Annotated in this window: 17 protein-coding genes; 10 read left to right on the top strand and 7 right to left on the bottom strand. The window is 41.3% G+C overall.

Translation table 11 applies throughout. From position 1 onward, the window contains the following. The first annotated feature begins 524 nt into the window (after window positions 1-524). Both WN50_RS10915 and WN50_RS10910 read left to right on the top strand, forming a co-directional pair. Complete coding sequence (locus WN50_RS10915; protein ID WP_046281525.1) at window positions 525-2,291, top strand: N-6 DNA methylase; 1,767 nt, start codon at window positions 525-527, stop codon at window positions 2,289-2,291. Next, window positions 2,288-3,010, top strand: a complete 723-nt coding sequence (locus WN50_RS10910; protein ID WP_046281526.1) for a restriction endonuclease subunit S — start codon at window positions 2,288-2,290, stop codon at window positions 3,008-3,010. Before WN50_RS10915 ends, WN50_RS10910 begins: the two co-directional genes overlap by 4 nt. A gap of 96 nt (window positions 3,011-3,106) precedes the next feature. Here WN50_RS10910 and WN50_RS10905 read toward each other — a convergent pair whose 3' ends face one another. After that, a complete protein-coding gene (locus WN50_RS10905) occupies window positions 3,107-5,860 on the bottom strand; it encodes a phycobilisome rod-core linker polypeptide (RefSeq protein WP_049559091.1) in 2,754 nt (917 codons plus the stop codon). A gap of 476 nt (window positions 5,861-6,336) precedes the next feature. Here WN50_RS10905 and WN50_RS10900 point away from each other — a divergent pair, with 476 nt between their 5' ends. From WN50_RS10900 to WN50_RS10890, 3 genes are all read left to right on the top strand, one after another. Then, window positions 6,337-7,530, top strand: coding sequence for an RNA-guided endonuclease InsQ/TnpB family protein (locus tag WN50_RS10900; RefSeq protein ID WP_046281529.1), 1,194 nt, complete (start codon window positions 6,337-6,339; stop codon window positions 7,528-7,530). A gap of 96 nt (window positions 7,531-7,626) precedes the next feature. After that, window positions 7,627-8,838 (top strand): class I SAM-dependent methyltransferase, encoded by a 1,212-nt coding sequence (locus tag WN50_RS10895; RefSeq protein ID WP_046281530.1) that lies wholly within the window; start codon window positions 7,627-7,629, stop codon window positions 8,836-8,838. A 117-nt stretch (window positions 8,839-8,955) separates the two neighbouring features. Continuing rightward, window positions 8,956-9,600, top strand: a complete 645-nt coding sequence (locus WN50_RS10890) for a GerMN domain-containing protein (protein ID WP_046281531.1) — start codon at window positions 8,956-8,958, stop codon at window positions 9,598-9,600. Between the two features lie 174 nt (window positions 9,601-9,774). Here the strand turns inward: WN50_RS10890 and accB are convergent, their stop codons facing one another. Both accB and efp read right to left on the bottom strand, forming a co-directional pair. Beyond that, window positions 9,775-10,311 carry an acetyl-CoA carboxylase biotin carboxyl carrier protein gene (accB, locus tag WN50_RS10885; RefSeq protein WP_046281532.1) on the bottom strand — a complete coding sequence of 179 codons (537 nt, stop codon included), beginning with the start codon at window positions 10,309-10,311 and terminating at the stop codon, window positions 9,775-9,777. Window positions 10,312-10,443: 132 nt separating this feature from the next. After that, window positions 10,444-11,001 (bottom strand): elongation factor P, encoded by a 558-nt coding sequence (gene efp, locus WN50_RS10880; protein ID WP_046281533.1) that lies wholly within the window; start codon window positions 10,999-11,001, stop codon window positions 10,444-10,446. Between the two features lie 190 nt (window positions 11,002-11,191). Here efp and WN50_RS10875 point away from each other — a divergent pair, with 190 nt between their 5' ends. Further along, window positions 11,192-12,334, top strand: coding sequence for a peptidylprolyl isomerase (locus WN50_RS10875; RefSeq protein WP_046281534.1), 1,143 nt, complete (start codon window positions 11,192-11,194; stop codon window positions 12,332-12,334). Window positions 12,335-12,481: 147 nt separating this feature from the next. Then, on the top strand, window positions 12,482-12,799 hold the full coding sequence (locus tag WN50_RS10870; RefSeq protein WP_046281535.1) for a hypothetical protein: 318 nt from the start codon (window positions 12,482-12,484) through the stop codon (window positions 12,797-12,799). 19 nt (window positions 12,800-12,818) lie between these two features. Here the strand turns inward: WN50_RS10870 and WN50_RS10865 are convergent, their stop codons facing one another. Both WN50_RS10865 and WN50_RS10860 read right to left on the bottom strand, forming a co-directional pair. Beyond that, window positions 12,819-16,307 carry a GAF domain-containing protein gene (locus WN50_RS10865; RefSeq protein ID WP_046281536.1) on the bottom strand — a complete coding sequence of 1,163 codons (3,489 nt, stop codon included), beginning with the start codon at window positions 16,305-16,307 and terminating at the stop codon, window positions 12,819-12,821. Window positions 16,308-16,365: 58 nt separating this feature from the next. Next, window positions 16,366-18,294: an AAA-like domain-containing protein gene (locus WN50_RS10860; protein WP_046281537.1), complete on the bottom strand. Its 1,929-nt coding sequence runs from the start codon at window positions 18,292-18,294 to the stop codon at window positions 16,366-16,368. A gap of 352 nt (window positions 18,295-18,646) precedes the next feature. On the opposite strand from WN50_RS10860, the gene WN50_RS10855 reads away from it, so the two are divergent. From WN50_RS10855 to WN50_RS10845, 3 genes are all read left to right on the top strand, one after another. Then, complete coding sequence (locus WN50_RS10855) at window positions 18,647-19,591, top strand: Npun_R2479 family HD domain-containing metalloprotein (RefSeq protein WP_063847384.1); 945 nt, start codon at window positions 18,647-18,649, stop codon at window positions 19,589-19,591. A 67-nt stretch (window positions 19,592-19,658) separates the two neighbouring features. Next, window positions 19,659-20,009, top strand: coding sequence for a hypothetical protein (locus tag WN50_RS10850; protein WP_046281538.1), 351 nt, complete (start codon window positions 19,659-19,661; stop codon window positions 20,007-20,009). A gap of 259 nt (window positions 20,010-20,268) precedes the next feature. Further along, window positions 20,269-20,691, top strand: coding sequence for a hypothetical protein (locus WN50_RS10845; RefSeq protein ID WP_046281539.1), 423 nt, complete (start codon window positions 20,269-20,271; stop codon window positions 20,689-20,691). Window positions 20,692-20,695: 4 nt separating this feature from the next. Here WN50_RS10845 and WN50_RS10840 read toward each other — a convergent pair whose 3' ends face one another. After that, the gene (locus WN50_RS10840) at window positions 20,696-24,316 is read right to left on the bottom strand and encodes a hypothetical protein (protein ID WP_200906254.1); all 3,621 of its coding nucleotides are present in this window, start codon (window positions 24,314-24,316) and stop codon (window positions 20,696-20,698) included. After that, on the bottom strand, window positions 24,316-25,050 hold the full coding sequence (locus WN50_RS10835) for an ATP-binding cassette domain-containing protein (protein WP_200906253.1): 735 nt from the start codon (window positions 25,048-25,050) through the stop codon (window positions 24,316-24,318). Before WN50_RS10835 ends, WN50_RS10840 begins: the two co-directional genes overlap by 1 nt. Between the last annotated feature and the right edge of the window lie 338 nt (window positions 25,051-25,388).

Raw genomic sequence — 25,388 nt, 5'->3', positions numbered from 1 at the left:
CATATAAAACCTTAAAGCACCAAGTACAGAGAATCAAGCATTTTTTTCTCAAGTACGGTAGGGCATACCGAAACTATCTCTGAAATGAGATGAACGACTGGGGAGACTCACCCCTCTGGAGTTGATTGGGAAACCAGTTGGCTGTAAGGGTTGTCAATGAATCAGTAATCCAAAGCCGTGAGGCTTGGAGAATCCCCTTTCTTTAGAAATGGGGAGTATGTCAAATCATGAGGTTGACTCCCAACCAGTAAAGCAATAGAACACCAATCACAATAGACCAGGGAAGTAATCGGTTAGCAAAAGGGAATTGAGATTTTGCCATAGAAACTCACCTCTGTCACAAACATCAAAATTTAACTTTGGGTTGAAAAACAGATACTTATCTGTTAACTTCACAGGAGATTGTGTAACGACTCCTCACACCTTATTTTTTGATGTTAGCATATTTTAATGTTGATGGGAAAGAAGGGACCTATCTTTTGATAGAATAGTATATTCTGTCTTGGAAACATTTAAAGTAAACTGTGACACTTAACAAACGAGCTATTCTTGATGATATATTTCGCAATGCACCCTCGTTAAACTCAGAAGACGACTGCGCCGAGAATATTGTTATTCCTTTTTTATTGAGGCTGGGTTATGACAGAAATAAAATCAGGAGAAAAGTCTCAATAACTGGAAAATCAGGACATCGATTCAAGAAACAAGCTGATCTTGTTGTTTATGTTAATGAGTGTCCAGGTCTTGTCGTTGAAACCAAACGAATTCAACATCGTCTCAAAGAAGAAGATGTTAATCAGGTACTTTCCTACGCTCAACTTCTCGAACCCCCTACACCACTTGCTATTTTGACAAATGGGCGAGATTGGGAAGTTTACTACCTAGATAAAGATGATATTGGTAATTTAGAAGCTGTTCCTGAACCCCAAGAACTTGAAAGCTTAGTGCTTACAGTTTCTAACAGTTCAATTTCGTTAGAAAAGCGACAAGCTGCTGAACGACTTTTAGTAACAATTGAAAATAAAGGTGACTTAGAAACGGCGTTTAGAGAATGTCGGAAAGAACTAGCAAAAGAAGGACTGATTGCTGAATCTGCATTCGATGAACTCACTAAAATTCTTACCTGTAAATTTAATGAGGAGAAACGGGCTGCCGAAGGTCTGGCAACAAATCGCTTTACTTCTCAATGGCTCTTGGGTAGTGGACCACTGGCTGCTTTGCAGCAGATGTTTGCAGATGCCAAGCAAACTTTTAACGTTTTTTCGACTGGGACTCAAATTCAAATTAGAAATAACGAAACCGTAAAAAAAATTGTCAGTGAATTAGAACCATTTGGGCTTTATGGCTTCAAAACCCCACTGGGTTTAGCGGGGGCGGGAGGTGATGTCGTAGGTTCAGTTTATGAGGCGTTTCTGACAGGAACACTTCGGGGAGATTTAGGTCAATATCTGACACCCAGACAATTGGTTGAATTTATGGTCGAAATAGCGGATATTCAAATTGGTGAAAAAGTTCTCGATCTATCCTGTGGAAGCGGTGGCTTTTTAATTAGAACATTTATAGACGTTCGCAAAAAAATTCGCTCTCTTGATTGTGAACAAGATGAAAAAGAACAGTTAGTTAGTGAACTTGTCACGAATAATTTATGGGGAATTGAAATTAATCCACGTCTAGCGACTTTATGCAGAATCAATATGATTTTGCATGGAGATGGTTATGAACACATTTATACTGGAGATTCAATCCGGGAAGATGTTTTTGAGAATACAGATGGACGAAGAACAGATTTATCACAAATTGAGCAGAACAATACTGTAAAGTTTGATGTAATTCTGATTAATCCTCCGTTCAATATACCCTATGAAGATGAAGCTTCTCTCAACAGATATGCTCTAGGACGAGGTAAAGCTGCTCAAGGATCAGATTATCTGATCTTAGAAAGAGCTATTCGACTATTAAAACCTGAAACGGGTCGATTGCTTGTCATTTTACCTCATGGTGTTGCTAGTGGAGTTTCAGAAATCGAAATTCGCAACTTTGTGAAGGCGAATACTCATATTCATGCTTGCATTAGTTTACCTGTAGGAGCATTTAAACCCTTTGGAGGTTCTAACGCGAGAACTTGTATTTTGTATCTCAAGAAAACTCCGAAAGACCATAAAAAACGCTTTTTAGCACAAGCAGAACGAGTTGGCTATGATATTACATCAAAGTATTATAGAGAGATTGATTTAAACGATTTACCTATCATTACAACAGCCTATCATAATGTCAAACAAGATTTACAATGAGTATCCAGTTAATTGAGACAGATCCTTTAATTTTAACAATCACTGAACAGTCAGCAAGTCGTATTGATACTGTTGATGTGGGTGCAGCATATACACAATACTTACACGAACAAATTGGCGATTTTGAACAGCAATCATTAGGGAGTTTTGTAGAAGTAGTATCAAAAAGTGTAAATCCACGTTCTAGTCGTTATGCAGGTCAAACTTTTGAATACATAGATTTAAGAGAAGTGGATGATATTTATGGATACATCTTGAAACTTAAAATAAGTCAAGGAAGCAATATAGGAAGCACAAAACACCGTTTTCAAAAAAATGACATTTTGTTTGCAAAAATTATGCCTAGTTTAGCCAATAAAAAAATTGCATTAGTCACTCAAGATGTAACGAATGCAGTCGCATCGACTGAGTTTATTGTCTTAAGGAAAAAACTAGAATCAGATATTAATCTATACTATCTCTTTCGAGCTTTGCGATCTGATCACTTTACCCGCCAAGCAACAGCAAATGTTACGGGTGCAACAGGTCGTCAAAGGATTAGTCCATCTAGGCTACTAGAACTACAAATTATCGTTCCACCACAGGAACTTCAAAACCAAATAGGAGATGCTGTTGAACAAGAGTTTACCCTACGAACTCTAGCAGCAGAACAATCGAAAAAAGCTGATGATTTGGCTCAACTTGTTTTGGGTAGCTTGACTCTGAGAACGGAAACTTGAAGACTTTTTAACAGTCTAATAAAATCCCCCATTCAGTTGAATAGGGGAAAATCATCTAACGCTAAAATTTAGCGGTTAAGTCAACCCAATATTTGATTAACTGCGATCAGTAGAAACCACAGGCTCAAAACTGGGAATCACAATGTCACCATTTTGCTTGGTCAACTGATTGTACAAGCGTTCAGTATTGGGGAAATTCGCCGCAGGTAACGTCGGGAAACGACGGTAAGGTACTGTATCCTCTCCAAACACCTGAGAATATTCCAGACTATTCACCATCGCCCCAATAAACGCTTTCAAGCCTTGAGACGCTAAGATTTGGTTATACTTGCGAATTTCGGCTTGATTTTGAGGCGCCCGCCCTAAGAAGTGCTTCGTTCCTAACTCAATCACTTTAGTATTCGGATAAGGCGTGTAGAACTCGCGGATATACAGAGAAGTTCCACCCAACGCTTCAATAAACTCTTTCACCGCAATTTCTCGGTTTCCGAGCTTACTTTCTAAAGCGGTAAACTCATTCTTGACCACATAGGGATCAACATCCCGTTCAAAAATCTGACGATAAGCCGCTTGAATTAAAGTCTGTAATGCAACTTTATCTGCGGTATTCGTCAGCTTGAACATCTTCGTTTGTTGGCGACGCTGACTCACCCCTTGAGCCACACGATTTTGCAGTTCCAGTTCACCCTTCATCAAGTCAGGTGTACCCAGTTCTACAAAGCGCGGAGCAACCGCTTGCTGAACGATAATCTGCGGCATTTTCTCGGGTAAAGAGCCTGCCCGCATGGTTCGCAGCGAAACACCGCCAGGGGTCAAATAGCGCTCGTAGGGAACCGTATCTTCCCCGAAGGAATCGTTATATTCTTTCGAGTCGATAATGGCATCGACCAAAGCATAAAAACCCTTCTTGGCGCAAATATCAAAGTAAGAATTGATTTCAGCACGCCCATAGGTCGGTCGTCCTAACAGACGGCGATGAATATACTCAATCGCTTTACAAATATAGAGCGATGTCCAGTACATCTTACGGAAAGTATCAGATTTCGCCAACATTCTGATAAATTCGCGTACCGGGATGTCGCCGTTTTCCAGCTTAATTTCAGCAACTTTGAGGCGTTGACCTTCGTAAACTTCCCGGCCAAACACCTGCAAATAAGCCGCTTTAATCACCGCTTGGGTTGAGCTTTCGGAGAACTTAACGCTCTTACCGTTACTTCCTCCAGAACGCTTAAAGCGACTGCTGATATAACCCCCAGGAAGCTGATCGAGCTTGAACACCTTCGGCCCTAAAGAACCCGGATCGTTCGGACGGGCGGTGGGGTTGCTGAGTTGGTTATCAATTCCCGCCCCATTACGAATGAGAATTCGGCGGGTATCCTTGGTAAAGGGTGCAGGACGGTTTTTCGGGTTGCGAGTCTCTTTGGGGAAAATCGCCCCAAACTGAATCTCTAGCGGGTCGTTTCCTTGACCGTAAACGTGTTGATCGGGTAAGGGTTGGTTGTAGTCCGCAAACAGGGTGACAAACTGAGGCACCTTGCGGAAGGGAGCGCTGTAGTTAAACAGATCAATTTGCGGCCCCCAGTTGCGACATTCTTGAGCTTCTTGACCCAATCCTCGCAGGTAAGGAACGGTTTCTTCGCCGAAGTAGTCGGAATACTCCTGAGAGTCTACCATCGCATCGACGAGTTTAGATAAACCGCCCGAGGAAATGATCGAGAAGTATTTGCTAAATTCTTCAGGAGAGGATAAACCCCGGCCTAAGAAGTGACGCGCCGCCAGTTCCACCACCCGACTATTAACAAACGGTTCATAGAACTGTTTGCGATAGAGGGGAGATTTACCCAAGCGACGAATAAACTCCTTCATGGAGATTTCGCCATTCTTGACTTTGGATTCTAAATCCGAAATACTTTGACTATAAGCACGGGTAATATCCCGCTCAAACACCTGGCGATAAGCGGCTTTGATGATGTCTTGTCTTTCGGACGTAGACAAACCGGGCTTCATCACAAACTTTTGACGGCGTTCGGCGGCGTTAAAGTAAATTTGCGGTAATTCTAGGCCTTGTTGGTCGCTACTTGGACGCTGACGCACCTTGTTAGAAGGAGTCGCCCCTTGAAACTCAGAAATCAGCACTTCAAAATATTTCGTGACAATTTCTTGAGCTTCTGCACTTTGCTTGAAGTAGCCGAGTGAGGCTCGTCGCATTTCCTGCAATGCCACAAGCGTCGCTGCACTTGAACAGGCGTTTTCGATGATTTCTCGCAGTCCCCGCACGTTCACCGCGATGATATTCGGATCACCTGCGACGATCGAATAAGTCAAATAACGCAGGAACCAGCTTAAATCTCGCAGGGATTTAGCCATGTTACCTGGGCCGTAACGAGAGACGTTAATCGGCTGGAACCCCGATGGAATAAACACAGCAGGGCCACTACCCGCATCGGCAAACAATGACCTTAAGCCCGAGAAAATTCCGCCGCCACTGCCTTTATTGTCAACGTATGAGATCGTTCCTAACTTCATCCCTTGGGCAACGCTCGTATCCCCTGAACCAGCGCCAGCCATTGCCATTTCAGGTTCTTCAGGCTTTTCCAGGAATGCTAGAGGAGAACCCCCAGTAAAAATCCGGTTCGCTGCACGGGACACGATCAGTTCTGAGTTTTGAGTCAGAACCTGAGCAATTTCAAGACGTTGCGCCCCTGAGCTAAAGAAGGTTGCCAGTTCGCTCAGTTCACCTTTTGCCAAGAAGCGATCTTGTTGCTCGGCTTGAGAAATCGTTGCTATCGGTAGAGTTTGATAGAGTTGCGGACGTGCAACAGAGCTTCCACCACTTGCTTTAACACTCATCTGAATCTAATCTGCTCCCTACAATAGAATCAATGACAGCTTTTAACCTGATGGCTCTCAAACCACAAACGGGTCAGGTAAGCAATGATATTTGCTAACCTTCCCCAGTTAGGATTGGAGTTCTTAGCCAAATCGTTCTTTCAGATTAAAATGTTTTGGGTTGATTACTCAGTATTTTTTTAAAAGCGTATCGAAACTTATTGTATAGATTTAGGAGGAGTTATCTGAGAAAAAAGAATAAGTTTTATTACAACGGTTGCAGACAGAGGGGATCTAAAGGACGGAGACAGCCAACAGAGCCAAGATGCTCAACATCCCTTAAACTTTGGAAAACAGCAATCTTGCTGCTACAGTTCTCTGTTGTCAACCCATTTGATCTTAATCAAGCGAGAAGACCCACGCCATAAGGCAATTGGCTTCGGGGATGAATCGCGACCAAGCAAACAACTTACAGGTTTTGTGGTAATCTGTAAGGTATGACTGAGAAAGATCTCAAATTTAGGTTCTACCCAACTCCAGAACAGGAAAACCTATTGAGGAGAACATTGGGATGCGTCCGCCTGGTGTACAACAAAGCACTCTCCGCGCGAACCGAGGCGTGGTATGAACGTTTTGAACGAGTAGGGTATTCTCAAACCTCATCAATGCTAACCGAGTGGAAAAAAGAGGAAGAATTAGATTTTTTAAACGAGGTCAGCAGTGTTCCACTTCAGCAGAGTTTAAGGCACTTACAAACTGCGTTTACTAATTTCTTTGCGGGTCGGGCTAAATACCCGAACTTTAAGAAAAAACGCTTAGGTGGAAGTGCCGAATTTAGTAAAGCTGCATTTAAGTGGAGAAATGGCAAAGTCTACATTGCCAAGTGCTTTGAACCTTTGCCGATTCGATGGAGTCGTCAACTACCAAAGGGATGCAGTCCTTCTACTATCACGGTTAAACTAGAGCCGAGTGGGAGATGGTTTGTGTCTCTAAGGATAAACGACCCAACAGACCATAAACTGAAACCAGTCGATAAAAAAGTGGGAATAGATCTTGGAATCACCAGTCTGTTCACTACGTCCGATGGAGTCAAGGTTTCTAACCCCAAGCATTTTGATAGGCTTTACAAAAAACTCCGACTCGCTCAAAAGTCTTTAAGCCGGAAAATCCAAGGCTCTCTGAATAGAGAGAAAGTCAGAGTTAAAGTAGCTCGAATAAGTGCAAAAATTGCCGATGCTCGTCGTGACCATACCCACAAGCTAACAACTCAACTCCCAAGTGAAAATCAAACGATAGTCGTTGAGGATTTAGCGGTAAAGAACATGGTCAAGAATCACAAGTTAGCCAGAGCAATCAGCGATGCGAACTGGGGAGAACTCATCCGACAACTCACTTACAAAGCCGAGTGGTACGGAAGAGAATTAATCAAGATAGACCGTTGGTTTCCCAGTTCAAAGCGATGCTCGAATTGTGGATACGTTGTAGAAAAGTTGCCGTTGAAGATCCGAGAATGGGATTGTCCTAAGTGTAACTCTCACCACGACCGTGATCACAACGCTTCAATTAACATTTTGGCGGCGGGACTCGCCGTTTTAGTCTGTGGAGCGACCGTAAGAGCCGAACAGAGTAAATCTGTTAAGCCAGGAGCGAAAAACTCTTCTTTGAAGGGAAAGAAGCAGAAACCCAAATAGTGATGTTTGGGAATCCCGCGCCAAAAACGAATGTGTTGGCGTGCGGTCGGAGGTCAAGAGATCAATCTCAGCAGACAGCCACAACGAGGGTAAATTATGGAAGAGATTAGCACTGCGGTTCAACGACTTTACGATACTTACCCTTTCCCACCTGATCCCTTACTCGATGAACCCCCACCGGGATATAACTGGCGTTGGTGTTGGCAAGCGGCTTATAATTTTTGTACGGGTCGCACTCCCCCCAAAGAAAAGATTCGCATTCTAGATGCAGGCTGTGGGACGGGTTCGAGTACAGAATATTTGATTCAGCTTAACCCCCAAGCTTCTGTCATTGGGATCGATCTCAGTGAAGGGGCGATCCGAGTCGCTAAGGAACGAACTCAACGCTCCGGTATCTCTACGCCGGGAACTCCGGTTCCTGAGTTTCGCTGTCTCAGTTTATATGATGTTGGTCAACTCACGGGTCAATTTGATTTAATTAACTGTGTGGGAGTGTTGCATCATTTAAGCGATCCGGTGCGTGGACTCCAAACCCTCGCCTTGAAGTTGGCTCCCGGTGGCTTAATGCACATTTTTGTCTATGCTGAGTTGGGACGCTGGGAAATTCGTCTGATGCAGCAAGCGATCGCCCTGATCCAAGGTGAACGTCGGAACAACTACCCAGAAGGGGTTAAAATCGGTCGTGAGATTTTTGAAGCTCTCCCCCAAGATAACCGTTTAGTTCAGTATGAAGCTCAACGTTGGGCGTTAGAAAATCAACGGGATGAATGTTTTGCCGATATGTACGTTCATCCCCAAGAAATTGACTACAATATTGAGACGTTGTTTGAATTAATTGATGCTTCGGGGTTAGAATTTGTCGGATTTTCTAATCGCGGTTATTGGCAGATTGAACGTTTATTCGGAAAATCGCCCGAATTAATGGAACGAGTCAAAGGACTTAGCGATCGCGAACGTTACCGTTTAATTGAATTGCTTGATCCGCAAATTACTCATTATGAATTCTTCCTCGCTCGTCCTCCCCTAGCTCGTTCTAACTGGTCAAATGATCAGATTTTACTCGCCGCAATTCCTCAATTGAGTCCCTGTCTTAATGGCTGGCCGAATCAAACTTTATTTGATTATGACTACCAACTGGTAAAATTGTCGGCTGAGGAGTTTGAGTTTATGCAAGCTTGTGAGGTGACGGAACCCTCTGAAACTAAACAAACCGTCAAAGAGATATTATCTCAAGTCCAACTCGATTTAGAAGGGGTTCGTTCACTGCGATCGCGACAGCTTATTCTTTTAACACCGAGTCAATCTTAAATTGGTACTCAAAGCAAGAGCAACGGAAAAAATGTCCGAATTGAGAGGGTAACAGACTGTAGATCTTTCTACTAAAGTTGCCCAATAATTCGGCAAATTTGAATCCTAAAAATAGTGATGAAAGATCCACAGTCCGTTCGTGTTAAACCTGTTGGTGTTGTTGCTGCGATCGCCGCATTATTGATCGCAGTCGGGGGAGGAATAACCTGGTGGACGCTGAGTTCCCGTCAAAGTCAAGAACCGGATATTTTACCCATCCCTTCTCCGAGTGAAACTTCAGAACCTTCACCGTTACCCCCACCATCAACCGAGCAAACTGAAACAATAGAAAAAACGGTTGAAATTTACCGAGTTCAAGATCAAAATGGTCAAATTGCCTGGGTGCCTACGCCTGTTACCGTTGAGGTAAAACAAGACGATCCGGGGGTGGTTTTAGAAGCTGCGTTCAAGCGTTTATTGGCTCAACCAACGGACGAAAACCGTTTTAGTGAGATTCCACCCCAAACCCAACTTCTAAGCGTTCAGGCGAATCCTAGTGAGGTCTATGTAGATCTTTCGCCGGAGTTCACCACTGGCGGAGGGAGTGCTTCGATGATTGGACGTTTAGGACAAGTGATTTATACTGCAAGCAGTCTCAATCCCGATGCTAAGGTGTGGATTTCTGTTGGCGGTAAACCTTTGGAAATCCTGGGAGGAGAGGGTTTAGAAGTGCCACAACCTGCAACCCGCAAAAATTTTGAGGCGGAATTTCAAGAGGAGTGAGGAGACAGGAGTCAGGAGACAGGAGTCGGGAGTCAGGAGACACCGAGACAGGAGACACCGAGACAGTGAACAGTGACCAGTAACCAGTACCATGCTACTGATAACTGGTAACTGTAAACTGTAAACTGTAAACTGCCTTTTGCATGATTGCCTTTTGCAAGATTGCATGATTGCCTATTCTGGGTTAATTCGCATTAAAACTTGACCGTATTCGACGGGCGAACCATTTTCGACTAAAATTTCAACAATCTGACCCGAGAATTCGGATTCAATTTCATTCATTAATTTCATCGCTTCAATAATACAAACCACCTGTCCGACTGTGACGCGATCGCTTTTTTCGACAAAAGGCGGCTCATCAGGAGCAGGAGAACGGTAGAACGTTCCCACCATTGGAGAAGTCACCTCAACCCATTTAGAATCAGTTGCAAGTGTAGTTGAGCTAACCGATGAAGTTGTACTACTACCCGATGGGGTGACTTTTTCAGTGACAGAACTTCCTGATGGTGAAACAACAGGAGACGATGCCAACTCCGAACTGCGAACTCCACCAGTTAGCATAGAACCCATAGGTGACAATGAGCGATCACTGTTGAGAAGTTCCTTACGAACCGTCAGTTCAAAATCGGCACTCTTGAGTGTGAGTTCAGAGATATTCGTTTTGTCAATGTCAGCCAACAGTTCACGGAGCTGGTTGAGATCAAGTTGCACAGTTGGTATGTCTCCCTGCGATTGATATTGGATATTAGAGATTGAATTGAGCCTGTTTCCCCTGATATTGATTAGTGTGAACCAACTGGGATTCAAGTCGGGATCAGACAACCTGCTGAGAAGATTGCCGATCTACTCCCGGCCCAAATATGTATCGTTGCGAGTATCGATCTTAATACGTTCTCCGATGGAAATGAACAGTGGCACCATTACGGTTGCTCCGGTTTCTACAATGGCAGGTTTTGTGCCTCCAGTGGCTGTATCCCCTTTAACACCGGGATCGGTTTCAGTGATCTCTAAGACAACGGAGTTAGGCAGTTCCACTTCTAATACTTGCTCACCCCAGCGCACGACACTGACTTCCATGCCTTCTTTGAGGTATTTAACACCACTCCCAATTTGATCAGGGTTTAGACGAGCTTCTTCGTAACTCTGCATATCCATAAAGACGAATTGCTCGCCTTCTTTGTAAGTATGCTGCATGACGCTCTTTTCCAAGTTGGCTTGAGGGACTGTCTCACCAGCCCGGAAGGTGCGCTCTAGTTTGTTACCTGTTTGCACATTTTTTAGGGTTGTCCGAACGAATGCAGAACCTTTTCCGGGTTTGACGTGGAGGAATTCTACCACCCGCCAAACTCCCCCGTCTAATTCTATCGTGACACCTGGACGAAAATCGTTACTGGAAATCATGGAGTTTCTTTTGGTGCAGAAACAATCGGCATTTTATTTTACCTCTCAACGGGCGCTCATCTGTAGTGTTGTGGTTGAGTTCTTAACATTTACTGGTTAATTGCCTCTCAAGGGTGACAGTTGATCCTACAGCAAAAAGATGACAGGTCTCTACAGTAGTAATATGAGAAAGTGAATCAATCGGAGACTTATGCTGCATTGGCCTGATTCTATGATAGAGACTTGCAAGCGTTGGCTGAGAACGGGAGTTGTCCTGGTGCTATTGTGTTCACTCTCTATCGGTTTGAGTGGTGCTTGGTGGGATGGCAACAGTAGTCAACCCAAACGGGAGAGTGTTTTACCCGCAGGGAATGCGATCACGGATGGCAAAGCGTTATTACGTTATGCCCTGCCTATTGATAACGAACCTGTGCGGAAGATGCAACGGAGTCTAGAAGAAATTGCCACGCGCATTCGGGGTAAGCGCTGGAGTCCAATTAGCGGTGATATTGCGATCGCCTCGCGGGTTCTGACTACCCAAGAATCTCAATTGTTGGCAAGTATTCCCGAAGATCAACAACCCGAAGCTGAAGCTATCATTAGTGAACTGCAAGGGGGAATGGATATTTTACGGCAAGCTTTGGAACTCAAAGATGGGGAAAAACTCCTCGAAACCCGAGCCAAACTCCTCGAACAAATCAGTCAACTCGAAGAGTTAATGGTGCAAGAGTTTCCCTACGAAATTCCCTCAGAATATAGCAATTTACCTCAACTCAAAGGGCGAGCTACCGTTGAGTTCAAAACCACTAAAGGCGATATTACCATTGTTGCTGATGGCTATAGCGCACCGATTACAGCCGGGAATTTTGTGGATTTGGTTGAGCGGGGATTTTATAATGATTTAAAATTTGTTCGCGCTGAAGAATCCTATTTCCTACAAGTGGGTGATCCACCGGGCAAAGAAGAGGGATTTGTTGATCCTAAAACGGGTCAAGAGCGCAATATTCCCTTAGAAATTTTAGTGCAAGGGGAAACAGAACCCCTATATGGTTTCACATTAGAAGAAATGGGTCGTTATCGAGATCAACCCGTTTTACCTTTTTCGGCTTACGGAACTGTGGCTTTAGCCCGTCCTGAACCTTTACCGAATGGCGGTTCTTCTCAGATTTTCTTTTTCTTGTTTGAACCTGAACTGACTCCGGCTGGATTAAATATATTAGATGGTCGCTTTGCTGCGTTTGGATATGTGACTCAGGGCAAAGATGTTTTAGAGAATATTCAGCAAGGAGATGTGATTCAGTCTGCTAAAGTCATTAAAGGGGCAGAACATTTGATTGTTCCTCAAGGGGCTTAAGCTCAAAAATTTAAACCCCATCAAACAAAATCAAAGTGCTAATGGCTAATGCCAATTTTCCCAGGAATTAGCCGTTAGCCGTGATAAAAATATAAAAAAATTAAGAGCGGTTAACTGTTAGTTGAAAGTTTATCTAATTCTAAAATTATGGCTTTTATCGAATTATTTTTTGTTGGAGGATTAGGAGTTCTAATCGGTTTACTGATTGTTCAAGTGGGTGGAAATCAAGAAGCAAAGCGCCGACTTGACAACAGCTTCTACCAATTATTAGAAGCCCAAGATAGCCGCATTTCACTGATTCAACTGGCAGCGATCGCTCAAGTCAGTCCTGAAGTGGCTCAAGAATATCTCGAACGACAAGCAAAAGTATTTTCGGCTTTACCGGATTTTGATGAAGAAGGGAATACATTCTATCAATTTCCCCGGTTGAATTTACCGAAAAAACTCAATCAGCAAGAATGGTAAATTATTCGGAGTAAAATCACTATTGTTCAGACTGATATTTTAAGGTTTCTTCCTGTTGTTTCAAGGCTGCCAATAATTCGGCATTTTGTAAAATCACACCGACTTGATTATTGAAAATCTGCATATATTTTTGGTCACTTGTGGTAAAGCTTATTTGAAATAAATCGGGGACGGGAGCATGATATTTTAAGCAAACACTCATTTCATCACTGTATTTCTTTTTATTAATCAATTGGGTGACTCCAATTAAATCCCCATCCGGATTAAAAACAGGCATACAGAGTAAACTACAAGTCCGATATCCTGTTTTTTCGTCGGTTTTCTTCGCGGTTTCTGAGTCTGGATATTCATACAAATCAAAGGGAATATTTAACGGAACTCCCATTTGAGCGACTTTTCCGGCATAACCTTGTCCAATTTTAATCCGAATTTCTCGTTCTGAACCATCATCAAAGGTGACTTTTGTCCACAATTCATCGGGTTGATTACGGTCGAGTAACCATAATGTACTACGGTCTGCATTCATTAAGTTTTTAGCCGCATCCATGACCCGTTTGATAATTTCATCTATTTCTAAGCTACTCCCTTGAATTGAACGGGTTGCTGCCATTAATGCGGCTGCAACTCGTCGTCCTTGAGCGGTTTTATGGAAAGAACAAAAGCTTTCTAAAATCATGCGAATTAAAGCCGCATTTTCCGCAAATTCTTGTTTATCTTCTTCTGTAAAACCCTGACAATCTATTTTATCAAAAAGACTATCTGTTTTGCGAGAATCGGGCTTTAATTTATTAATCGCTTGCACAACCGCTACCAGTTCCCCAAACTCATTTAATAACGGAATTGCTAACATTGAGTAAGTGCGATATCCATTTTTTTGATCCTGTTCTTTGGCGGTTTCTGAACGCGGATCATCATAAAAATCATAGGGAATATTAATTGCTTTTTTCGTCGCAGCGACTTCTCCCACTATTCCTTTATTTGCTGGAACCCTAATTTCTAAAGAGCGATTTTCCTCAGTTTCGGCTACAATAGACCAGAATTCATTTTGCTCCTCATCTAACAAAAAGATAGTCGTGCGGTCTGCATTTAAAGACTTACCTGTTTTCAGGGTAATTGACCGTAATGTTGCGTCTAAAATCTCATCAAATCCCTGACCATCCATGACTTGATTGAGCATGGCTAGGGTCTTACTGACGATGCTTTGAGGACTGTTTTCTGCCCGTTGTTTCATTTCTTCAAATTGTCGAACGTTTTGCAACGCTACGCCCACTTGAGAGTTGAAAATTTGCATATATTTTTGACTATTTACATCAAAACTTGCCTCAAAACATTCTGGGGCTTCTGGCCAAGTATTGGGGTCATATTCGGGATATTCACCGGGTTTGCGGCGATTAATTAATTGAGTGATTCCTAACAATTCTCCATCGGGACTATGAACAGGCATACAGAGTAAACTACAGGTGCGATATCCGGTTTTTTCATCGGTTTTTCTGGCGGTTTCTGAGTCGGGATGATTGTACAGATCAAAGGGAATATTCAGGGGTTTTCCGGTTTGGGCAACTTGTCCAGCAAAACCCTGTCCGATGTGAATTCGTATTTCTTTGACTGAACCATCTTCAAAGGGAATTTTTGTCCAGAGTTCATCGGTTTCTGCATCGAATAACCAGAGGGTACTCCGGTCAGCATTCATCAGTTTTTTGGCTGCATCCATGACTCGTTTAATGATTTCTTCTGCATCTAAACTACTGTAAGAAACGGAACGAGTGGCTTCTGAGAGGGCTTCTGAGACTTGTATTTTTTGCGTTAGTTTATAACTATCGTAGCAACTTTCGAGAATGCGTTGTAGAGACGGAGCATATTTAGAAAACTGTTGTTTATCTGTGTCTGTAAATCCGAGGGAATCGATTTGTTCACTCAAAGGTAAATTGGAATGATTAGGCAGTTTTAACTTGTTATTTAGCTGTACAAATGCACAAAGGGTTTTGGATTCATTTAATAAAGGGACGGTGAGTTGATGATAGATTTTATAGCTTGTCCATTGATTTTGCTCTTGAGCGATCGCAGAATACCAATTTTCTGAAAAGTCTAGGAGAGGATTGAGCGGTTTTCTAAAGATTGTGACTCGTCCTGTGGCTTGATTGTTGGCAATAATTTGTAGTTTTGTAGATTGACCTCCTGTTGTTTTTGCGTTCATAATCCAAATTTCGTTTTTCTCGCGATCTACTAAATAAATCGCCATCCGATCAACATTCATTAGTTCAATTAATTTCAAGACAATTGAACCCAGAATTTCGCTGAGAATGTCATCAAATCCTTTATCTTCCATTTTTTTCAACAAGAACAGTAATTTTTTCTCTTGCTGAGTAATAATTTTATGAAAGTCAGGTTGCTGTAAACTAATGGATTTACCAACCCATTTTAAGTTAAAAACGGCTGCATAGATCGGATTATAAACTTGAAGTTTATTGTCGGTTTGAACGACTAATCCAGAAAGTCTCAGATCCATTTTTTCCAAACTATAATCTGATAAAACTGTTTCATGTTGCAAAATTTTTTGATAGAGTTTTAGACGAATCATATTTTTTTCATCGGCTCTGAGGAGACGATCTCGAATGGTTTTTAGGTGAGGTGGTTCGTCTAAGGCTTCCCAATTATGAATCAGTTTTTTGTGAACTAAGTCAGTAATCCATTGCTCAATATTTTCAGGTTGTATCTTGATAGTTTTGCTAGTTTCTTCAAAATTTTTGTGGATATAATTACATATTTTTTGAGTTAAAAAAGGTTGCCCACCTGTCCAATAAAGAATAGATTTCATTACTTCTTCAGGAAAGCTTATTTTATCTATCAATCCTTGAATTAAGGGTTGTACTTCACTGTATTGAAATCCATGTAATTCAATGGCTTGACCGACATTAAACGGCGTACAAGTTTTATCTTGAATCAAATCTGAAGGTGTGGCAACTCCCAGCAACGCAAAGGCGATTGAGCGATAGCTATCACAGTTACGGATGAAGGCAAAAAAATCATCAGCACAAAAATTCAAACTCAAAATACTGTCAATTTCATCAATAAAAATGACAATTTTCTGTTGAACAGATTCGAGTAAAATATCTTCAATAAACTCATTTAAACGATGTAAAGGGGGAAGATATTGACGATCTTCTAGCCAAGGTTGTAATTGAATCGAAAGCTTAAAACTCCTGACAAGCTGTCGCATGATTCCAGCATACCATTGATCTGGGGTAATATCTTGAGAGCCAATTTTAGTCAGATCAATAGCAGCACAAGCAAATCCTTCTGCTTGTAAACGGTGCATTGTTCGCACTCTCAAACTGGTTTTTCCCATTTGTCGAGAATTTAACACATAACAAAACTCACCCGCTTTTAAGGCTTTATAAAGTTCTCGATCTGCTTGTCGCACGACATAGGTGGGAGCATCAAAGGGTAAATGTCCTCCTACTTTATAGCTATAAGTTAAGTTCATGGGTTGGGGAAGTGTAGATGACATATAAAATCAGAAAGTAGAGAATAAATTAGGATGGAGTAAAGTGTTGAAAACCGTTTTTTTATAAAAAATCTACTGTTTCTGAGGTTAAACGATGAGAAAAATACTGGCGATATAGATCAAATCGTGGTGTGACTCTATCCCCTTGTAAATTAACTAATCCCATACTATGCAATTTGAAGGCAAGAACTGATTTTAACTCGACCAATTCGTTAACTGCCACAACTCGAGTTAAGGCTTGTAAGAGTTCAGGATGTTGCTGTAAATTCCACCAATGTCGGCGTAAATGATCTCCATAAATTCCGGCTTCTGTTGAGGCGGTTTCGGCTAGGTTTTCTAGGGTTAAATGTTCTCGAACAATATGATACATTGCGACTCTCACTAAGTAAGGATGACCCCCAACTATTTTCATCAATGTTTGGATCTGTTCTTCTTGCCAATTCAGTCCATGTCGATGGGCTAAATCTGCGACTTGTTCAGGGGAAAATTCGGAGAGTTCAATGGGTAATCCCACGTTAAACGGTGATTGATTAATATCTAGAGGAATATAAACTTCTGTAGAATGAACAATCACTAAACGGAGTTTTTCCCACAGGTTACTGTCTCCGCTTCCATAACCCGCTTCTTCATACCACGCTCTCAATAAACTAAAAAAGTCATCGGCGATATGAGGATGTTGAAAAACTCGATCAACTTCATCTAAACCAAGGACAAGCGGTGTTTCCATTTCCGGTAAAATACAATCTTCAAAAAAAGCTGTACAGTTATCTTTACTCCCAAACATATCCGCCCAATAATCATCAACTTTATAGGGTAAACGTAACTTGCGTGCAATCCGAATACAAAACCAGCGCAACAATTGATTTAAGTTCGTAAAAACGCTTCCATCTGCGTGTTGAAAACTCAGAGGGACTGTATTCAATCCTTGCTCTTTGGCTTGATATAATATTCTTGCCATTAAAGATGTTTTGCCCATTTGTCGAGGCGCTTTAATTCTAATTAATGCACCGGGAGAATTAATTTCCTGATAACATTGTTGTTCATAGGGATCTCTTTTAATGTAAAATGCTGAAGCTAAACGGACTTGACCTTGGGGAAGTTCAGGTTCAGCAACAGGTAAAGGTGAGGGAATTTCTGCTATTGATTTTGATTCATCGGGAAGAAGATATGAATCTAAAGTTTTGCTGGAAATTTGACTAATTTCTTGCTCCCATTCTTCAATTCCTACGGTTTTCCATTCTTCCCAAGTGGGCAGAGAAAATTCGCGGTTTTCCCAATGAATATTCTGGGATAAAAACATTCTAATTTCTTGAATAATCACGGCAGTATCGACGGCTGATTTCCATTCTCGCTGACAGGTTCCTAATAGATAGCTTCGCAAGTCATGGTTAAACAGTAAGCAAGCCGGACAATTAACGCGAATCGGTAAAATAATGGGTGTGTGACTGTTCCGAATCTCTCGCAGTTCTTTGATTTGTTTCAGTTGTTCTAAGACAATTTCACTGACGGTTGCCTGGGGAGATAACAAAAGTAAAAAATAGTCACAAAGTTTCAGTTGACTATCAATTTTTGAGAACCAATCTGTTGTTTTTTTTGATAAATTAAAATCATGAATTTCGACTGGAGTGATAAAAACTTGATGTCCATCTGCGGCAATAGCTTTTTCAAATTGAGCGGCTAATGTTGCATCAGGTTCCTGATTTTGGTAACTAATTAACACGGTTTGACAAGACTGATTTTTGATTTTTCTTTGAATGGCTCCCTTAAAACTTTTTTTGCTCACTTTTTCATTTAAAACCTCAGAAATTTTTTGCCATAATTGGTAGCCTACTAATTTTTCAATATATTCAGGACTAAGCGGATGAATCTCTTTATAGGTTTTATCTTGCCAAGATCCAATAAAAACGTCTCGTTCTAAATCATTAAGATGCTTGCCAAACTTAGCAAAGATTAGATCATCAATATAGTCTAGTGCTTCTTGAGCGTCCATGAGTCTTCCAATTTTGCGAACGGGAATTTCAAACCTAAAGTATACTGAGTTTACCCAGATAAACGATTGATATGAATTTTTGCTTTTAATTTTAGAGGAAAATCAAACTCGGGTTGTGATAGAAGTCACAGTTTGAAAAAGAGATGAGGGTTTATGAGGTTTTATGAGGTTTTAAAAAGCGCTCAATTCCCCCTAATTTTTTGGCAAAATGCGAAAGAAAAACGAATCTCTATAACTTATGAGTTTTTTTGGTTTTCATTAGAACTAAAGTTTAATAAACTGTAAATAGATTCAAAAACCCTGATCCCATTAACCCCGTATCTTTTAGCCTCGTCAAGTAGGAGTGTCTTTCATGTCTCATCCTTGTACATCAGCCCTCGTTCAAACCTGTAACAAGCAACTGCAAAAAGCCTATACTGACCTTTACGGTTGCTTTGAGTCTGAGTCTATTGATAAAATTTGCTCGGTTGCTGATATTGTGTTGGCAAAAATTGCCTCGACTGATGCACCCTATCACGATCTCGAACACAGTATCTTAGTGACTTTAACGGGACTAGAAATCCTTCGAGGCAAACATTTGAGCGAAGGTAACGTTTCCCGCAAAGATTGGTTGAACACAATAGTTTCCCTATTATGTCACGATATTGGTTATCGTAAGGGAATTTGTCGTGCTGATCGCATTCAACAACAGCGCTATGCGATCGCCTCTAGTCAGGAAACCATTTATTTATCTCCTAAAACGACTGATGCGAGTCTAGCTCCCTATCATGTTGATCGCGGTAAATTGTTTGTAGCGGAAAATTTTAGCCACTGTAACTGGCTCGATATTGACACTGTTCAGGATAATATTGAACTCACCCGTTTTCCGGTTCCCCAAGCGGCAAAATATCAAGATACCCTTAATTATCCGGGTTTAGTTCGAGCGGCTGATTTAATTGGTCAGTTAGCTGATCCTGATTATCTTGTTAAGATGACAAGGCTGTTTCGGGAGTTTGAAGAAATTGGCACTCATCAATATTTAGGTTATCGGAACCCCCAAGATTTACGCAGAGCCTACCCCAACTTTTTTCATAATGTTGTGTTTTCTTATATTCAAGATGCACTGCATTATTTGAATTGTACCTATCATGGACAAAGAATAATTAAAGCTCTCTATCAGAATGTAACAACGGTAGAGAATGAGGGGGTTGAGCAACAGGAGTCCAAATTCACAATTGAAAATTCACAATTGAGAATGCCGCCAACAGGTGACTGGCCTACAGGCATCGCACCCAACGTTTCAAGATCGAATAACTGATCGCGATTTACCGTTGAGTGATCACTGATTTGCTGTTCAATAGAGAGTGAAACTATCGCAAAAATCTATGGCATCCTCTTCTTCTAAGACGGCTGGATTCTCTACTGGATTTATCCTTGGCGCCCTGATCACCCTTGGCTTTTTTGGGTTGGGATATTCTTTAAACTTAAGCCTTTTCTTAGGGGTAATCAGCAGTATTTGCGGTTACTGTCTGGGGAGTTGGTGGCAAATCGATAAACTTCCTAGTTCTCCCAAAAAATCCCCGCTCGAACCCCTGGGAAAAGGTTTTACAGAGATTTTGATCAAAACCAAACTGATTAAACCTGATGCTAAAACCTCTAAACGTCCGACTCGACCCCTGTCGGTTTTCGAGTGGGTGTTGAGACAACATAAAACGCCTCCCAAGTCGAGAAGATAATTTTTCTTGATGTCTTCTGTGCTGATCTACACAGGAGTAAACGACTTGTTGGTTCACAAACCCGGTTGATGCGTCACTCCGAGTACAGATGATTGTGGTTAGTTGTCTGACAAAAGAAAAACGCCCATCAATTGTGGGCGGTCTAATCAGGGTGCATCTACTATGTATGTAGTATAGACCATGATGGGTGTCACCCCACAGGTTAATTTACAAAACTTTACAATATGTTGCCAATTAGACTTGAGTAATCCAAAATTCCATGACTCCAACCCTCTTCGGACGCTGGCAAACCCGGATCTTGCTGTTAGCCACCGTCGGCCTATTCGTTACCCTACCCTTCTGGATCGCCAACATTGCACCCAGTTGGATTTACTTGGCTTTCCTGGGATATGTCGCCCTGTTTGGCTTACTTTGGGATAGCTTCTATATCTACCTGCAAAAATTCCGTTGGGATCGAGATTGGCCGGGACTGTTTCAACTCCTGGCGGGAATTTGGGAAGGCCTATTTATCGGGGGATTAGCCAAAAGTGTCGGTTTACCGGGCATTTCCCCCGAAATCTTTAATGTCGGATTATTTATCTGTCATTACACTGTGGTTTGGTTAGCAACTTACCTCGCCTCTGTCACCCTAACGCGAATTTTATTTCCTCATTGGCGGTTTCGTGGCGGACGTTGGTTTTAAATTTCTAATTTCCCAACATCGGACGAAGACGCTTAATATTATCCTGTAAAAAAGCAGAGGGCAGCAAATAATTCCCATCCACAGCAGCATAGGTGGGTCGCTTATTCGTGACTAAATCAATGGTTGCTTTTTGCCCTAAAATTGTATATTTTTTGCTAAAAATCTCCTCTCCATTTTCATCGGAAAGAGAGATCGTCACTGGTAAATCTAACGCCTCTGACTCTTGCTTTCCAAGCTGTTTTGTGTATAACTTTTGAGCTTCTACCTGAAGTATAACTTTATATTTTCCATCTGGTAACGCTTCAAAAACAGCATCCGCTAATCCTACCTGATAAGTAATCACATTAGCAAACAATTCGCTAATAATTTCTCGTTGAGCGCCAGAAGCTTCAGCTAAAATCGCATCCCGCAAATCAAGAACCGTTGCATAGGGTGCAGGTTGATAACGATACTTTTGGAGAAAACTTTTAATTCCTGAAAGTAAAGCTTCTTGACCCATTAAATCCTCAATTTGTTCTAATATCATACCGCCTTTATGACGAGCAATCGGTACCTCATTATACACATCAATTAACGCTGGTTCTTGGAAATCAATTTTACCCAACAGACGAAAGAAATCACGCATAAGCTGTTGTTTGGCTAGGCGTTGTTCTTCGGGAGTTCGGCGAGAACGTTGATAAAGAGAACTCGCATAACCACTCAAAGCTTCACGAATAGTCATCCCTCCCGCTACATCTGCGGCTATTATTTGATCTTCCCACCAAGCATAAGCCAAGAGATAACTAACCCAGTCAATAATACTATCTTTCCCCCGACCTTTTGCTTCACTTTTCCACACCAAAACTTCAGGAATACCAATCACTCCCGCTTCCGAAAAAACCATTCCATCATAATAAACAAACTCCACAACCCGCACCTTTTCAAACGGATAGGGGCCGAAAGTTTTCTCATAAAATTCTAAAGCTTTTCCCACTTTTTCAGCAATTAGCTCAACATTTTCTTGGTGTTTTGGATGATAATAGATTTCAATCGGAACTCGATAATTATTGTTTTTATAAACAGCATAACGACCTGAATAAATGGTAAATTTACCCCGATCTTTTGCGGTAGATTGATACTGAAAATAATTACGATTTCCTTGCTTCCATTGATTGACTAATTTTCCTGTTGTGACAACCGTTTGATCCGCAGAGGTTCCAATGGTAATATCAGTGCTACCCCAGCCTAAATGAGCCAGCATTAACCCCTGTGATAAACCAATGGGATGATCATGACTTCGCATCCGTTCATCTAAGGGGGGTAAATTGAATTGATGACGCATCCAAGCCTTTTTATGTTCAACCATTTTGGTATAACCAACAAAGGGTAAAATAAAAGGACTATATAAATTTGTACCATTTCCGACAACATCATTCGGATAAATCATATAAACATCATCGCTATCCACCTGATTTTGAAATCCTCGGGGACGTTCTGTTTTTGTGATGAATTTCATCCTTTGACGTTCCCCAGGTTTTAACGGGGTTTCTAGGTCATAAATATAGTATCCCCATTCTGGATAAGCTTCTTTTAGTGTTGCGCCTGGATAGTTTATTTCAGCCAATTTCAAGTTAATAAAACTCAGCAGATGAAGTTGTTTAATCGACGAATTGGTGCGATTTTCTAATACATATTCACCGTTAGCAACGAAGTAACGTTCTTCTGGATAAAGTTCGATATTGACTTTTGTATTGGTAACAACGGGTATCGGTAAATTTTCGTATTGTTTGAAGCGTTGCTCAATTTCTGCGGCTGTTTCTTCTTTCCCTGGGGGTTGATATTGATTAATAATATTAGTATTGTAAAAAATCCATCCGCCCACCCCAACAAACGCAACAATTAACCCGGCTAATGTTTGTTTAACGCTCTGACTTGTTCTCACCCAGGCTTGTTTCCAACCTTTGATTAAACGTAAATCAGACGTTCCACGCGGCCAGATGATATAAGCAAAAACCATCAAAATTGCAGCGAACAAAGCCCAATACAAAGTATACCAAAGATGTCCGGTTAACAGATGACCATAGCCATTCATCAAGGAATATTCAATGTCATTTGTTGCTGCAAAACGATAGAGATTATGATACCAACCCAAGGCATCTAGAGGAATTTTTGAAAGAGAAATCATCACCACTAATGCCATCCCTGCATATTTATGACGGGTAATGACTTGGGTAAATAGGGCGAGTATTGCGGTTAAGTAAAAATACGGTCCGTGTTCGATAAATAACATCTGAAAATATAACGGAAACTCAAAGTCGGTGTATCCGTTAAGGGCTTGATAGCCAACCATTACCACCATTGCTAACAGTAAATTAATCGTGATAATGGCAAACAAAGCCGTGAGTTTGGATAACAATAAAATCCCATTAGAAACTGATGTTGCATCAATAACATTTTGCAGACGCAATAGGCGATCGCGCCACATTAATTCAGCAGAATAAACAATGATAATCGCAAACAGAATATATTCTAGATAGAGATTAGCGGAATGAATTAAAATATCGGTACTGGGATTAGAATAGTTATAGGAACGAGTTCCCATCGCTGTGATAATTAGACTGACTAAACCAAAGGCAGTTAGTAGTAAAAACGCTCGTCCAGTTAACACTTGTTTGATTTCAAAGCCACTGCGATAAAACCATTGATTAATAAAGGCTTTTAAACTTCTATTTTTAGCCTCTAAGGGAATTGTATTAACGGGATTAATTTGACTGGGCTTATCTATTTTTTTAGCAATTATTGATGTTTTATGACTCTGAACACGGGATTTACTTAAGACTTTCATCGAATAAGTCTGATAACTCCAACACCACAAAAATGAACCCACTGTTAGCCAGAACATACGGTTTAAAATGACAATCCCGCTTAAGGGTGGCATAAGCGTATTATGTTGATAAACTGTCCAGGATAACGTCTTTTCTTCTAAGGCATAAAACCCAAAGGGATCTAACATTGCCCAGATGCGATATTGTTCAAAATTAATCACATCTACCCCGACCATAATTAGAGAGGCTAGATAAAGCATAATTAAAACAATTGCACCCGCATAAGTCATCACAATACTGCGAGTTTTAGAGGCTAAACAAAAGGCAATTGCTGACACTAAAAATAAATTGGGCAGGGTAAAAAGAAGATAGCTAACAACATAAGCCTCTAAACGCAATGGCCCCAAGGCAAAGGGATTAAGTCCGGGCATCATTGTTCCTAAAATCATCCCCGGTAAATAGCTGGAAAAAGCAACAATAGTCACCCCAAAAGCCGCGATAAAACGGGTTGCTAAATAATCCCATTTCCGAATGGGAGTTGCTAATATTAACGCTTCCATGCGATAGTTTGTATCTCGCACAAAAGTTTCCGCAACAAAGGCTGAAGCCGCAAGAATCCCAAAAATACAGTACCAAATTGTCGTTTGAAAAATTTGCGAAGGACTATTGACAAAAAAGAAAGCGTTACCTTCTCCAGCTTTGGAAACAATATCAGTTAAACCAATAACAAAAAATAAAATTGTGATTAACCAAAAAGTCGGGCGACGTAGATGGTAAAGGATCTCAAACTGAACAACATCAAAAAATATACACTTCATCATTAAGCAGCAATAACTTCAGGTTCTAACAGTAATGCAGTAAAATAAACATCATTGAGATCGGGTTCAATGGCGTGGAAATGTTGACTCGGTTGACTGTCGCTCAACACCCGAACACAGCGTTTTCCCCGTGACATTCGAGTGGTGATGATTGTGCAATCTTTGGGCTTGTTAGACGCTTCAAGTTCCGAGGTGATCCAAACTTTTCCTCGCAGAGTTTCGGTTAAGAATAGAGGACTCCCAGAGCGAATAATTTGACCTCGATTTAGAATAGCCATTTGTTGACAAAGTTCGGCTACATCTTCTACAATATGAGTGGAAAGAATTAACACTCGATCTTGGCTAATTTCTGCCAGCAAGTTCTGAAATCGAATGCGTTCAACCGGATCAAGACCTGCTGTTGGTTCATCAACAATCACTAATTGAGGTGATCCCAGAAGCGCTTGAGCAATACCAAAGCGCTGGCGCATCCCACCTGAAAAAGTTCCTAATTTCTGTTTTCGTTGTTCGTAAAGGTTTACCCGTTGTAACTGTTGGGCGACAATTTCTCGGCGTTGTGAAGCGTGAGTAAATCCCTTGAAAACGGCGATTTGATCTAATAAATCTTCAGCCGAAACGTTCGGATAAACGCCAAAATCTTGGGGGAGATAGCCTAAGCGACTGCGGGCGGTTTGAGGATTTTTCAGCAGATTTAAGCCGTCGAGTTCGATCAAGCCAGAATCTGCATCCTTTGACATACTCCCCATTTCTAAAGAAAGGGGATTCTCCAAGCCTCACGGCTTTGGATTACTGATTCATTGACAACCCTTACAGCAAGCTAGTTTCCTAACCTACTCTTTGAGGGGTGAGTCTCCCCAGTCGTTCATCCCATTTCAGAGATAGTTTCGGTATGCCCTACCGTACTTGAGAAAAAAATGCTTTGTTCTCTGTACTTGGTGCTTTAAGGTTTTATATGGCCAAAGCATTTCTTGCAAGAACCCCATACCTTAAGTTTTCAAGGTTAATTGCATCGATTAGATGCTGGGTTTTTCAACTGGTTGAATACCCTGCCAGTAGAGTTATTATAGCATTAGAA

It is taken from the genome of Limnoraphis robusta CS-951, from assembly GCF_000972705.2.
The sequence above is the reverse complement of the archived record's forward strand: the minus strand, read 5'-3'. Positions and strand labels throughout refer to the sequence as shown.